The sequence below is a fragment of the Hungatella sp. genome (assembly GCF_046966825.1).
The window spans coordinates 68,948-82,898 of sequence record NZ_JBKVCZ010000013.1 but is presented as its reverse complement, the minus strand read 5'-3'; the positions used below and the strand labels follow the sequence as shown (position 1 = coordinate 82,898).

Annotated in this window: 13 protein-coding genes; 4 read left to right on the top strand and 9 right to left on the bottom strand. The window is 45.8% G+C overall.

Annotation, left to right across the window (positions count from 1 at the left end; translation table 11 throughout):
* Positions 1–15: 15 nt before the first annotated feature.
* The 7 genes from ACLTD4_RS06500 to ACLTD4_RS06470 all read right to left on the bottom strand — a co-directional run bounded on the left by ACLTD4_RS06500 (position 16) and on the right by ACLTD4_RS06470 (position 7,642).
* Positions 16–1,017: a rod shape-determining protein gene (locus tag ACLTD4_RS06500; RefSeq protein WP_006772389.1), complete on the bottom strand. Its 1,002-nt coding sequence runs from the start codon at positions 1,015–1,017 to the stop codon at positions 16–18.
* Positions 1,018–1,522: 505 nt separating this feature from the next.
* On the bottom strand, positions 1,523–3,406 hold the full coding sequence (locus tag ACLTD4_RS06495; protein WP_117621103.1) for a sulfatase: 1,884 nt from the start codon (positions 3,404–3,406) through the stop codon (positions 1,523–1,525).
* A 13-nt stretch (positions 3,407–3,419) separates the two neighbouring features.
* Positions 3,420–4,166 carry an ABC transporter ATP-binding protein gene (locus ACLTD4_RS06490; protein WP_055654638.1) on the bottom strand — a complete coding sequence of 249 codons (747 nt, stop codon included), beginning with the start codon at positions 4,164–4,166 and terminating at the stop codon, positions 3,420–3,422.
* A 14-nt stretch (positions 4,167–4,180) separates the two neighbouring features.
* A complete protein-coding gene (locus tag ACLTD4_RS06485; protein WP_055655035.1) occupies positions 4,181–4,954 on the bottom strand; it encodes an ABC transporter ATP-binding protein in 774 nt (257 codons plus the stop codon).
* On the bottom strand, positions 4,933–5,727 hold the full coding sequence (locus ACLTD4_RS06480) for an ABC transporter permease (RefSeq protein ID WP_117621104.1): 795 nt from the start codon (positions 5,725–5,727) through the stop codon (positions 4,933–4,935). Before ACLTD4_RS06480 ends, ACLTD4_RS06485 begins: the two co-directional genes overlap by 22 nt.
* Positions 5,720–6,502 carry an ABC transporter permease gene (locus tag ACLTD4_RS06475; RefSeq protein WP_055654634.1) on the bottom strand — a complete coding sequence of 261 codons (783 nt, stop codon included), beginning with the start codon at positions 6,500–6,502 and terminating at the stop codon, positions 5,720–5,722. Before ACLTD4_RS06475 ends, ACLTD4_RS06480 begins: the two co-directional genes overlap by 8 nt.
* Before the next feature lie 36 nt (positions 6,503–6,538).
* A complete protein-coding gene (locus ACLTD4_RS06470) occupies positions 6,539–7,642 on the bottom strand; it encodes an ABC transporter substrate-binding protein (protein WP_117621105.1) in 1,104 nt (367 codons plus the stop codon).
* Positions 7,643–7,893: 251 nt separating this feature from the next.
* Here ACLTD4_RS06470 and ACLTD4_RS06465 point away from each other — a divergent pair, with 251 nt between their 5' ends.
* On the top strand, positions 7,894–8,910 hold the full coding sequence (locus ACLTD4_RS06465; RefSeq protein WP_055654630.1) for a LacI family DNA-binding transcriptional regulator: 1,017 nt from the start codon (positions 7,894–7,896) through the stop codon (positions 8,908–8,910).
* A gap of 184 nt (positions 8,911–9,094) precedes the next feature.
* On the opposite strand, the gene ACLTD4_RS06460 is transcribed toward ACLTD4_RS06465, so the two are convergent.
* Together ACLTD4_RS06460 and ACLTD4_RS06455 are read right to left on the bottom strand one after the other, a co-directional pair.
* Complete coding sequence (locus tag ACLTD4_RS06460) at positions 9,095–9,244, bottom strand: hypothetical protein (protein WP_181991261.1); 150 nt, start codon at positions 9,242–9,244, stop codon at positions 9,095–9,097.
* The gene (locus ACLTD4_RS06455) at positions 9,208–10,764 is read right to left on the bottom strand and encodes an ABC-F family ATP-binding cassette domain-containing protein (protein WP_117621106.1); all 1,557 of its coding nucleotides are present in this window, start codon (positions 10,762–10,764) and stop codon (positions 9,208–9,210) included. Before ACLTD4_RS06455 ends, ACLTD4_RS06460 begins: the two co-directional genes overlap by 37 nt.
* Before the next feature lie 165 nt (positions 10,765–10,929).
* On the opposite strand from ACLTD4_RS06455, the gene ACLTD4_RS06450 reads away from it, so the two are divergent.
* The 3 genes from ACLTD4_RS06450 to ACLTD4_RS06440 all read left to right on the top strand — a co-directional run bounded on the left by ACLTD4_RS06450 (position 10,930) and on the right by ACLTD4_RS06440 (position 13,948).
* A complete protein-coding gene (locus tag ACLTD4_RS06450; protein WP_055654626.1) occupies positions 10,930–11,895 on the top strand; it encodes a putative ABC transporter permease in 966 nt (321 codons plus the stop codon).
* Between the two features lie 180 nt (positions 11,896–12,075).
* A complete protein-coding gene (locus ACLTD4_RS06445; protein ID WP_117621107.1) occupies positions 12,076–12,732 on the top strand; it encodes a TetR/AcrR family transcriptional regulator in 657 nt (218 codons plus the stop codon).
* Positions 12,716–13,948, top strand: coding sequence for an MFS transporter (locus ACLTD4_RS06440; RefSeq protein WP_117621108.1), 1,233 nt, complete (start codon positions 12,716–12,718; stop codon positions 13,946–13,948). The genes ACLTD4_RS06445 and ACLTD4_RS06440 overlap by 17 nt, the downstream gene beginning before the upstream one ends.
* Positions 13,949–13,951: the final 3 nt, after the last annotated feature.

The window sequence follows — 13,951 nt, the reverse complement described above, 5'->3', positions numbered from 1 at the left end:
ATCCTGCTTAAATGGTTAAAATTCAGACTTACCGCCGTCATGGGTAAACTCGATAAACTTTCCTGTACCGATCGCAACTGCCGTAAGCGGATCTTCCGCGATCATGGTATTGATTCCCGTCTTCTCCTCGATCAGAGAATCCAGGCCGGAAAGCAGGGAGCCGCCGCCCGTAAGAACAATGCCGCGGTCAAAGATATCGGCAGCCAGTTCCGGCGGAGTTCTCTCAAGTACGTTGTGTACGGCGTCCACGATCTGCATGGCCGGTTCCTTCAATGCGTCCAGAGTCTCATCGGAGGTAACGACAATCGTCTTCGGGAGACCGGTAACCAGGTTACGGCCTCTTACTTCCATGGTCAGAACTTCCGGTCTGCGGTAAGCAGCACCGATATTAATCTTAATCTCCTCTGCGGTTCTCTCACCGATCAGAAGATTGTGTTTTTTGCGCATATAACGGACCAGCGCCTCATCGAAATCATCGCCAGCCACCTTGATGGACGTACTCACTACCGTACCGCCCAGGGAAATCACGGCGATATCGGAAGTACCTCCGCCGATATCTACGATCATGTTTCCGCAGGCCTTGGCGATATCGATGCCTGCGCCGATGGCAGCCGCAACCGGCTCTTCGATAATCGCTACTTCTCTGGCGCCCGCCTGATACGTAGCGTCCTCTACCGCCTTCTTCTCAACCTCTGTGGCTCCGCTTGGAATGCAGACGCTGATTCTCGGCTTTCTCAGTGTTTTCTTGCCGACTGCCTTGTTAATGAAATATTTTAACATCTTCTCCGTTACGGTATAATCGGAGATAACACCCTGGCGAAGCGGTCTGACTGCGACGATGTTGCCCGGCGTTCTGCCGATCATCAGTCTTGCCTCTTCCCCGATTGCCTTGATTTTATTCGTGTCACGGTCGATTGCAACTACGGAAGGTTCTTTTAACACAACACCCTTCCCTTTAATATACACAAGTATGCTGGCGGTACCTAAGTCGATACCGATATCATTGGACATCATCATTTATTTCCTCCTGTTCGCTTAAACGGTTCCCAGAGTTTCCTTTATCTGTATTTCAAATTCGGGTTACTGGCCCTAATAGTTAAATTTCGTTTATCTCCCTTATTATATACAATAACAACCTGTTTTTAAAGGGTTTTTTTTATTTTTATTATGTTTATGGTTTTTTTATGCCCAATACACACTTTGGTCACAATTTCCCCGTATACTGAGAATACGTTATCCGAGAGGATAGCGGGCCTTTGTTTCAAGTAACTTACTTGAAATCACAAAGCTTTTTCATACTCATACCGGATGGTCATAAGATCATCCGGCCCCCCTAAAGATCAGTTCCCGCTTCGATCCCCCTCGGAGCGGGAATTTTGTCTGTATAAAGAGGTGATTTATCATGGAATATCTCTATTTTTTCTTCTATGGGAGTCTTTGCATTTTTCATAAAAATATGCCTCTCACCAATAACATAATTTCTTATGAAATATGTTGTCCTGATGAGAGACACACAGCGTTTCTATGAAGTTCTTCCAGACAATCCAACAAAATACTCAACCATATCCGTATACGCTTCTGGTATGACTTCTGGTATTTGTTTTATAACGGTATTGGCATTAATTTTCCCATCACTCACTGTACATGGGATCTTGGCCTCCAGCATATCATCCGCCCATTTTTTCCGATCTGCAGGTATAAATTTAAGTAAGGCTCTATAAGCATTTATTGCACCTTTCGTCCATTGGTAATTCAAAAGAACTGACGGCTTCAGCCGGTTTTCTTCTCTCTTGTGTATGAAAAGTATATCTTCCTCCCTGACTTCCTGCATATTGGGAAAACCAATTCTTGCATACTGTTCCTCCGGGCAGTCATTCTCCTTCATTGCTTTTAGGAGGAGATTAGCCATCCGGCATTCAACCGCCACATCGCATAGCTCATTTTCCTGATGGGGGTCCGACGCCATATCAAATAGTTTGTCCCCAAAGTTGACCGAATCCACCATACTGTTATTGTCAATATGCTTTGCTTCCTCACTATCCTTTCCATTTATAAGCAGATCACTGAAATCCCGTTCTCCATTTCCGTTTCCTTTTGGAATTTTCCACACCGGGCATCCCTTTGTAAAAGAAAATGTATCTCCGGAAACAGCCACTGCTTTTTTCAGTTCCCCAACTGAAAATAAATTTCTCATATGAGTCGGCATCGTCGTATATTCATAAAGAGGTCTATTTTCTTCCGATATCGGTGCTTTCATATAAATATAGCGGCCATCATAAATACTGATATGGGCGCCGTGAATCCCAAATAGCGCATAGTCACGAATTGCTTTCTTCTCTTCAATTACAGTCCTGATTGGTTTTCCCTGCATATCGGCAGGACGTTTTAGCCCAAAAAATTCCAATAATGTCGCCGACAGATCAATTGTCTGAACAATCTCTTCCCTCGTCTCACCGTCACAGTCAAATCTCGGATCATGAATGAAGAGTGGTGTATGTGCAATTTCATCGTAACATGGCATTACAATTTTACTCCACCAGCCATGTTCTCCAAGCAGGTATCCATGGTCGGTATTGACAATCAGCATGGTGTCCTTCCATAGATCCAGTTCATCAAATTTATCCAGGACCTTACCTAAATAACTGTCACACATTGTAAGCAGCGCCGCATATTCGTTCTTCAAATGCTCTGCTGTTGTCTGATCTTCGGTCACGTGATGATAGGGTGGCCAGTCCATATCCGGCCCGTCATATCCATCCGGATATAATTCCCGATAGCATTGCGGCGAAAAAAACGGTTCATGGGGATCAAAGCATTCTACCTGCAGAAACCAATTATCACAGCCGTGATTGGCATCAAGAAATTCCAGACCGCTCTTAACCGTTTGGGCTAGTGAGGTATCTTCTTCATTTCTTACAAATTTCCGGTTTACTGCATCGTGGCGCTGTAAATCCTGAGTAGCCTGGAAGTAAAGGCCATCTTTATTCTGAAGCTTGGACTCATCACAGGGGCCAAGCAGTTCTGGAAGGCACTTCCATTTATCTCCCTCCTGACCGCGTATGATTTCCCAGGAATTATAACGATAGTGATATGTAGCGCCGCCATCTTCCCAATAATGGATATGATCAGAAATCAAATGAGAATATACACCATTATCTTTTAAAATTTGCGGCATGGAATCATCAAAAGGCTCAATAGGTCCCCAGCTGCGATGCAGAAAATTATATCTCCCTGTCTGCAATTCTCTGCGTGCCGGCATACAGGGCAAGCTGCCCGCATAACAGTTCGTAAATTTCACACTTCTCTCAGCAAGCCTTTTAAAATTAGGCGTTTTTGTCCAATCACAGCCATAGGGCTCAAGCATTTCACGGTTAAGTGAATCAAACATCATCATTACTGCTTTCATAATTGCCTCCCTTTTACCACCACTTAATCAATTCAGTAACCTGATTTCTCAAATCAATAAATTCAGGTTTCACAACACTTCTCGGACGCGGCAGCCCATTCACCAACTTTTTCTTGATGCTTGTAGGTTTATTAGTCAAAACCAGAATATTCTCACTTAAGTAAACCGCTTCTTCTATGTTATGGGTGATAAATATGACAGTTGTCCCAAGCTTTTTCCACAGTTTAATTAACTCGTCCTCTAACCGAAACCTCAGCTCCACGTCCAGCTGTCCATACGGTTCATCCATAAGAAGTATATCTGGTTTCACAGCAAATGCTCTGGCAATCACCACTCGCTGAAGCATACTCGTCGACAGTTCAACCGGATAGTAATCCTTATACTTTGTGAGACCCACCATTTCAAGGACCTCTGCAACTTCCTTCTGAATTACATCCTTTGGCTTTTTTTTCATTTTCAAGCCGAAAGCTACATTTTGTTCCACTGTAAGCCATGACATGGTAGAATATTCCTGAAAAATGTATGCAATATTGTGTTTATGTGTATCTACTTTCTCTCCATTTACCAGAATCTGACCAGCCGTTAAGTTATATAATCCCGTTATACAATTTAAAAATGTTGTTTTTCCGCATCCGGTAGGACCAACAATACATAAAAATTCTCCCCGGTGAACATCGAAAGAAACATCGTTCAGTACAGACAAATCACCGAAATTTTTTGTCATATGGTCCACATGCAGTATAATATCATTTTTTTCCACAGCTATACTCCTCGCTATAATGCTTTATCCACAACCCCACTAATTTCTTCCCGCAGGTTCAAAAATTCGGTGTCAACATAATTTCTCGGCCTTGGCAGCCGTATTTCATATTCCTTCTTGATTCTGGTCGGACAATTTGTCAAAACAATAATACGGTCTGCAAGGTAAAGTGCTTCTTCAATATTATTGGTAACAAAAACTATCGTTCTCTTTTCTTTTTCCCATATCTTCATCAAATCTTCCTGCATAAGATAGCGAGTCTGTGCATCGAGATGACCAAATGGTTCATCCATAAAAAGCACATCTGGTTCATTGCAGTACGCCCGCGCAATCCCCACCCGCTGCTGCATACCGCCCGAAAGTTGATTCGGATAGGAGTTTTCAAAACCTTTTAATCCAACCAAATCAATATAATGGCTGGCCTTCTCCCGGCGCTCCTTTTTTGTCATTCCCTGCACCTTTGGTCCATATTCCACATTTCCCATAACGGTAAGCCAGGGAAAAAGAGCCATACGCTGATATACAACCCCTCTGTCAGGGCCAGGCTTACTTACCTTTTTACCGCTCACCTCCACAAGTCCCCCGCTCACAGATTCCAGACCTGACATACAGTTGATCATTGTTGACTTACCACACTGTCCCGGTCCGAACAAAACCAGAAGTTCATTTTCATGGACATTTAGTGTTACATCGTCTATTACATGTACCGCTCCTCTGGAGGTGTCAAAGGTCTTACTCATATTTTTACATACTATTACTTCTTTACTCATTTTCCCCTCACGCTCCATCTGCAAAGTCTGGCCTCTATGGCCCTCATGGCAACTGCCAGAATATATCCGACTATTCCGATAGCGACAATTCCTACCAGGATCTGAACTGTACTGTTACTGTCCTGTCCTTTCACAATAACCCAACCAACTCCCTCTGAGGAGCGAACCATCTCCGCGGCGACTACAGTGGCCCAGGACGTTCCGACTGCAATCTGCAGGCCGGCAAATATCTGGGGAATACACGAGGGCAAAACAATCGTAGAAAATACCTGCCGATTATTTGCACCTAACATCCTCGCAGCTCCCATTAGTTCCGGATCCACAGAACGTACTCCTGAATATGCATTCATGGTAACTGCGCAGAATGCAGAATAGAATATGAGAAAATACTTGGAGGACTCCCCCAGCCCAAACCACACGATAGACAATGGTATCCATGCAATTGGAGGAATTGGCCTCAGAATTTCAAAAATAGGGCGAAATAATGCAGAGGCTACTTTAAACCACCCCATGAGAATACCCAACACAGTTCCGGTTATAGATCCAAGGAGGAACCCTATGAGTACACGACTTAAACTCCACAGGATATGTCCCTCAATTGTATGTGTTCCGATCGGATGCACGATTGATACAAAAAAAGCGGTTAAGGTATCTGCAGGACCTGCAAGTACGAGTCCTGCCTTTGTAAATGAAACTACAAGCTGCCAAATACACAGAAATACCAGAATAGAGACTGCTGCACAGATTGTCTTTACATAATTTCGGGAACTTTTGTTAAAGCGATTAAGCATCTCTGCGAACTCCTTTCACTATGGTATTTTCAATCAGTGACAGTATACCGGAAAAAACAGCGCCAATAACCCCAATAGCAATCATGCCACAGATTATGATATCTGGTCGGTAGATACCGCGTGCCTGCTGAATCATATAACCAAGCCCTTTTGTTGAAGCCAGCATTTCGGCTGCCACAATACAGGTCCACGCCGCTCCCAGTGCAACCCTTATCCCCGTCATAATCATGGGAAGCGCCGTCGGCACCGCAATATGCTTAAGCATCTGAAAATCAGAAGCACCAAACGTCTGCCCTACCCACAGATGAACATCTTTTGTCTGTCTGATTCCTGTATATGAATTCAAGACACATGGCACAAAAGCAGATAAAAATACGGTTGCAATCTTTGGCGTAATCCCAATGCCAAATAATATAATCATAAGTGGTATCCAGGCAAGCCCTGGGATTGGCCGCAGAAGGTCAAATATGGGACGCGCAAATAAGTCTACTTTTTTATACCAGGCCATGCAAATTCCTAATGGTGTGCCAATTACAACTCCCATTGCCCAGCCACCCAGCGCAATCTGTAAGGATGACGCAATATGGCTGAGCAGAGTGGCACCATCTGGTGCCGTACTGCTCAATTTTTTAATAAATGTCTTTGCTACAGTTATCGGTCCTGGCAGTGTTGCCGAACTGGTAAGTTTTAACACGTCACAACAGAACCACCAGACTGCGAGAAACCCGACAATGGATATGATGGATAGATACCAGAAATTATCTTTTTTCTTCATTTTTAATCAGCCCCTTATGAACCAACATTATTGTTGTCAGTCTGCTTTAATCTCTTTGCCTGTTGTTTTTGAAACAAAAGTAGAATCAATGGATTTAGCAACATTCGGAGCATTCTCCGCAGTAATTTTTTCTGCTTTTACAAGGAAATCTGTAATTGCTACCCATGCTTCACCAAGTTTATATTCCGGATCCTTCATTGCCTCCGCATCGATATACGCACGGTCTTCAATTTCATGTGCCAGATCAGTATCGGAACAATTAATTGCATTATCTTCATAGACTTTTTTTGTATACTCTGTACGAAGCTTCTCATCCTTCATATCTCCCATTGCCCTTACAAGACAGTCAACAAAGAGCTGAATTTCTTCTGAACGCTTTTCTACAACCTCGTTTCGTGCAAAGCAGCCATCGCACATATTTACGCCCGTTGCCGCTTCAAACGAACAAAGCTTTACATAATTGTCTTCCTCCAGTGAGTAGGAATATGGAGGATTCGCGGCTACTGCATCTCCTTCTCCTGTAGTAAACGCCTGATACGCAGATGCAAATTCCATGTTAACCTGATTAATGTCTGCCGGCTCCAGGCCAAACTTTTCTGCATAGGACTCTGTCATATACTGTACTGCCGTACCCAGCGGTTCCAAAACCTGCAGTCCCTTAATCGCTTCCGTATCTCCGATCATTCCATCTTTTTCTCCACACTGAGCTACTGGTGAATCAGGCCGTACATATAATCCCATGCCGCCTGTTGTATTAACATCGGCCAACCATGTACAGTTTGCATTAGCCAATGAATATACAGAAGCAAATCCAGATACTGCAATGTCGATCTGCTTAGCAGCAATCGCCTCATTGATCGGAGCACCTGTCGCAAACAGTTCAAGGCTGACATTTAACCCTGCCTCTTTAAAATAGCCCTTTTCTTCTGCATACAAAACCGGAATTCCGCATGTGAGCGGCATAGTTCCAACTTTTAGCACATCAAATTCAGAACTGCTATCTTTACCTTCTGTTTTTTCTGTAGCTTCCTTTGATGTTCCTGATGTCTGATTTGATCCCCCGTTTGAAGTTCCGCATGCTGTCAATCCTGCTACCAGCCCCATTGCCAATACAACTGCCATAATTTTGTTACATCTCATGTTTGTACCTCCCTGAAATTTAATATTTACGTTTGCGTCAACGTTAACGCACCGTTTATTTATAAATACACCCTTATAACAAAAATGTCAATATGATTTTTAATTTTTCCAGGTCGACACACCATTTTTCTACACAACGCCTATTTTATAAGTTATTTTTTGTCTATTATGTCTATATTTTTTCACTTGTAACTTTGGGGACATTATGTAATACTAATGAGTAGACGATAAATATTCAGAAGGTGAAGATTATGCCAACAACGTTAAAAGATATTGCTGCCGCTGCCGGAGTTTCTATTGGAACAGTGGAACGCGCCTTAAAAAATCGTGACAGAATCAATCCACAGGTTGCTGAGCGAATCCGGCAGATTGCAAAAGAGATGGATTATCAGCCAAATAAAATTGCATCCGGACTGGTCAAACGAAGCAGGAAATATAAAATTGCGGTTATTTTTCATATAACTGGGAGTGAATTCTGGAATGAGGTTCTGAAAGGAATCCATAAAGCGGAGAAAGAGATTAAAGATTATGGAATGTCGGTACAGATGTATTTTGGTAATGATTTTGATCCACAGGTACAGCTTACACTTATCGATCAGGCGCTTCAGGATGGAGCGAATGCAATAGTCATCATTCCTATTAACTCCCCCGTTATCGCAAAAAGGATTCGGCAGCTAAACAAAGAAAATTTTCCGGTCGTATTTCTGAATACATATTTAAACCGCATATCCTGTCTTTCCTCCATTCATTGTGATTATTACCGCTCCGGCCGAATTGGAGGAATGCTTGCTGACCGCCTGTCCGGAGGAACAGGACATGTAATGGCCTTTCTTCCCTCCAGCGTAATGCTCGGCAATAATTACCGAAAAGACGGAATCGCTGATTACTTTAAGGATACCTCCTCCAATCTCGTGTTGGAAAAAATAGTTGAACTCAAAAATATGCCGGAAAATGATATGGAAACAATGATTCGCGAACTAAGGGAACATAATCAGGTTGGCTATATTATTTACTGCGGAGATACGAATGTCGCCCTCTCCGCAATGAAAAATGTAAACCGGCCATTCACTTCCATTTTTTATGACCTTTCATCCGATGCAAAAAAAGCACTGTTAGACGGTCGAATTGACGCTGCTATTGTTCAGTCGCAAAAAGAACAGGGATATCGCTCTATCGATGTCCTCTCTCAATATTTAACATCTGGGATTGAACCTAAAAAAGAAATTTTAATGGATTGTCAGATTTTATTTAAAGAATGCATTGATTAATTCTTCATAAAGTTATAATCTTTTTTATTTTTTCTTAATGGAAAGTCCACAGATTGCACACAAATTCCTGATATTATATAACTAATCACAAAACAGTGATTAACACAAAGCTTTTTCATACTCATACCGGATGATCCAAAAAATCATCCGGCCCCCCTAAAGACATTATCCTAATTTATTATACCTACCATTCCCAATAGTTTAAAGAAGCAGCTGCCTGGAGCAAGGCGGCTGCTTCTTTATTATCATCATTCCCTCCCGGCGTCCAGCCGGGAAGGAACGGAATATCAATTTCTTCTATGACAGCTTCAGCGCCCACTCCCGGCAATCCCATACCTTTGTCGCCACGCCCTCATAAAACTCCGGCTCATGGCAGATTAAGAGGATACTTCCCCGGTACTCCTTCAATGCGCGTTTCAGTTCTTCCTTCGCCTCCACGTCCAAATGGTTGGTCGGCTCGTCCAGCAGAAGCACGTTCGTTTCCCGGTTAATGAGTTTACATAATCTCACCTTTGCCTGCTCACCACCGCTCAGGACACGGACCTGGCTCTCGATGTGCTTGGTAGTCAGGCCGCACTTGGCCAGGGCGGAGCGGACCTGGTACTGAGTATAGGACGGGAATTCCTTCCAGATCTCCTCGATACACGTCGTCTTGTTGCCGGGCGCCATCTCCTGCTCGAAATAGCCGATCGACAGGTAATCGCCAAGCGTCACCTTTCCGCCCAGCGGCGGTACCAGTCCCAGAATACTCTTTAAGAGCGTCGTCTTTCCGATTCCGTTGGCGCCGACCAATACGATCTTTTCCCCGCGTTCCATGCGGACGTTCAATGGTCTCGACAGCGGTTCGTCGTAACCGATAATCAGATCGGTGGTCTCGAAGATCGTCTTTCCCGCGGTTCTCGCCTCCAGGAAATGAAATTCCGGCTTCGGTTTTTCCCGCGCCAGCTCGATGACATCCATCTTATCCAGCTTCTTCTGTCTGGACATGGCCATATTCCTGGTTGACACCCGGGCCTTGTTGCGCGCCACGAAGTCTTCCAGCTCCGCAATCTCCTGCTGCTGGCGCTTATAAGCCGCCTCCAGCTGCGCCTTCTTCACGGCATGGACTTCCACAAACTTATCGTAGTCTCCCACATAGCGGTCCAGACTCTGATTCTCCATATGATAGATGATATTCACCACGCTGTTCAAAAATGGAATATCGTGAGATATCAGAATAAAGGCGTTTTCATACTCTAAAAGGTAACGTTTCAGCCACTCAATGTGCTGTTCGTCTAAATAGTTGGTCGGCTCGTCCAGAAGCAGGATGTCCGGTTTTTCCAGAAGCAGTTTTCCCAGCAGAACCTTGGTCCTCTGGCCTCCGGAGAGCTCGGTGACATCCTTATCGATGCCGATATCCGTAAGCCCCAGGGCCCGGGCCACCTCTTCCACCTTGGAGTCTATAATATAGAAATCGTGGGCCATCAGAAGGTCCTGGATCGTTCCCAGTTCTTCCATCATGGTCTCCATCTCTTCCTCTCCCGCTTCGCCCATGCGGTCGCAGATCTCATTCATCTGTTCTTCCATCTGAAACAGAAATGCAAACGCGGACTTTAGCACGTCCCGTATCATCATTCCCTTTTCCAGAACCGTATGCTGATCCAGATAGCCGACGCGGACACGCTTCGCCCATTCAACCTTACCTTCGTCAGGCTGAAGCTTTCCGGTAATAATATTCATAAATGTGGATTTGCCTTCGCCGTTGGCTCCGATTAAGCCGATGTGCTCTCCCTTTAAGAGACGGAACGACACGTCGCTAAAGATGGCCCGGTCTCCAAATCCATGTGTCAGATGTTCAACGTTTAATATGCTCATTCGTAAACTCCTCAGTCTTCTTATTCTTTACCCATTTTACATGACAACTGCCGTTCTGGCAAGGGGAAAGAGCGCGCTTAGTTTTGGGTTGTAAAATTCGACAAAAACGTTTATGATATAGTATAGATCGTTAAGTCGATAATTTTAAACGAAAGGATTTTACTTATGTACATATACACCTGGTATCAATGGCTCCTCTTTTTCTTCATTTACTGCTTTATAGGCTGGATCATTGAATCCACATACGTTTCCCTAAAATGCGGCCATTTCGTAAACCGCGGCTTTTTGCGCCTTCCGCTCCTCCCGTTATACGGAAGCGGGGCCATCATCATGCTCTGGGTCTCCCTGCCGTTCCAGAATAACCTGTTCCTTGTTTTTCTGTCCGGCATGATCGGCGCATCCGCACTGGAATACGTCACCGGCTGGACCATGGAGCGCCTGTTTAAAATGAAATACTGGGACTACACCAACAATCCCTTCAACATTAACGGCTATATCTGCCTGGGCACCTCCATTGCCTGGGGCTTTCTGACCATTGTGCTGACAGAATTTATTCACCGCCCCGTGGAAACCGTGGTCCTGGATTTAAACCCCATCGTGTGCATCGTCTTATGCGGCATTATCGGAGCCCTGTTTGTGGCCGACACGGTGGAATCCACGAAAGAGGCCCTCGATCTGGGCCGCGTGCTGGAGTCCATGACAAAGATGAAGGCAGAACTGGAGGAGATCCAGGTGCAGATGGCCCTCTTAAAGGCAGAAACCGCAGACAAACTCTCCGGCCTGCGTGACGAGCAGATTCAGCGGGCTGCCAACCTAAAGGGCGAAGCCGCTGTAAAAATCACCACCTTGAAAGCAGAAACTGCCATGCGTACAGAAGAGACCATAAACGCATTAAAGGAAAGTGCGGAACGGGGCCTCGAGGCCGCTTCCCTCTTCAAGGAGACTGCAGGCAAGGCAGTCCCCGACTTATCCTCACTGAGTGAACGTCTCCAGTCCCTCACAGAAAACAGGGACAAGCTATCCAAACATCTGGGCTTCTACCGCAAGGGCCTCTTAAGGGGAAACCCGACTGCCTCCTCCAGACAGTTTGGAGAGGCGTTGAAGGAATTAAAGGAACGTCTGAAAAATTAAATAGCAAAAAGCAGAGTGAAAAGACTGGAAAAACAGAGCAGAAACATCGGCTCTGTTTTTTTGTATCATAAATACTGCCATATTTTTTATTCTTTCTCTTTACAAACAGATCAGAGTATGGTATCCTCTTCATATAGACCGACAGTCAGTCGGTAATGAATTGTAAAAGGAGACGGCACAATGAGAACGGTAAAAGAACCCGAGATACGTAAAAATGAAATTCTGGATGCGGCAGATACACTTTTCGCCCAGAAAGGCTTTGACAATACCAGTACCGGCGATATTTTAGAGATGGTCGGAATCGCGAGAGGAACCCTGTACTACCATTTTAAATCAAAAGAGGATATTCTGGATGCCCTGATCGACCGGTATAACAGACAGATCCTGAGTGCGGCGCAGGCGGCCGCGTCCGACAGCAGTCTCTCCGCCAGAGAACGTCTGATCCGCACGATTCTGGCGCTGAATGTCAGCCAGAAGGGCGGTCAGGAGCTGAAAGAACAGATGCACCGGCCACAGAACGCGCTGATGCATCAGAAGACACAGATGGCGGTATTAAACGGCGTCACTCCGATTCTGACGAAGCTCATCCGGGAAGGCGCGGAGGCCGGATACTTTCAGACTCCCTACCCAAGGGAGTGTGTGGAGATGATTATGGTCTACAGCAACGTCTTCTTCGACGATGCCACGGAAACCTCAGAGGAACTGAGAGACGAGCGGACGCAGGCGCTTATCTTCAATATAGAACGGCTGCTGGGAGCAGAGACCGGGAGTCTTGCGTCGGATCTCATGCGGGTGTTCAGCAGCAGAAAGGTCGAGCAAAATGAAGCAGACAACTAATTTTAATAAATTTCTTCTCCTCTGGACAGGAGAACTGGTTTCCGCCATCGGAAGCGGACTCACCTCCTTCGGACTGGGCGTATACGTCTTTCAGCAGACAGGTATGGCCTCCGCCACGGCTCTCGTCACACTGCTGGCCTTTGCACCGGGACTGATTCTGGGCGTTCCTGCCGGGGTTCTGGCAGACCGTTACGACCGAAGGCTCTTAATGATTCTGGGCGACGGCCTGTCCGCGCTGGGACTCCTTTTTATCCTGTTCTGCCTCTCTAAGGGGGAGGCCGCGTTGTGGCAGATCTGTGTGGGAGTTACCATAAGTTCTGTGTTTTCCTCGCTTCTCGATCCCGCCTATAAGGCCACGGTGACCGACTTGCTGACGCCGGAACAGTATACGAAGGCCAGCGGTCTGGTAGGCGTCGCAGGATCTGCAAAATACCTGATTTCTCCGGTACTCGCGGGCCTGCTGCTCACCATCTCCGATATTCGTCTTCTGCTTCTCTTAGACACCGCTACCTTTTTCTTAACGGTTACTGCGACGCTGGTCGTCCGGAAAGGGATCGACTCCAGGAAGGCTATGGAGAAAAAATCCTTTACCAGAGAATTTTCGGAAGGCTGGAATGCCATTACGCAGAAGAAGGGCGTGCTGGTGCTGGTTATTCTGTCTTCTGCCATCACATTTTTCTTAGGCTTTATCCAGACGCTTTTCGGACCGATGATCCTGGGCTTCGCAGACAGCACTGTCCTCGGCGTTTCCGAAACCATCTGCGCCTCGGGCATGCTCATCTCCAGTCTGGTGATCGGGACGGTCAGTTTGAAGAAAAACCGCGTGGTTATCCTGTCTGCCGCCCTCTTTGCAGCGGGGATCTTCATGGCCGGTTTTGGAATCAGGGAAAACATTGTAGTTATCTGCATCTTTGGATTTCTTTTCTTCTCCTCCCTGCCTTTTGCGAACGCAGCGCTGGATTTTCTCGTCCGCACGAATATTGCCGATGATTTCCAGGGAAGGGCCTGGGGGCTGATCGGCGTCCTGTCACAGCTGGGATACGTAGCCGCTTATGCAGTTTCCGGCATTCTGGCGGACGGTACCGGCGCGCTGTTTTCCATCGGCTCCGGGAGAGGTTCCGGTCTCCTGATCGTCGCAGCCGGTATTTTCCTGGCCGCCATATCCTTTCTGCCCTGCCGGATCAAATCCGTGAGGGCCCTTGAAGAAACGAGGTAAACT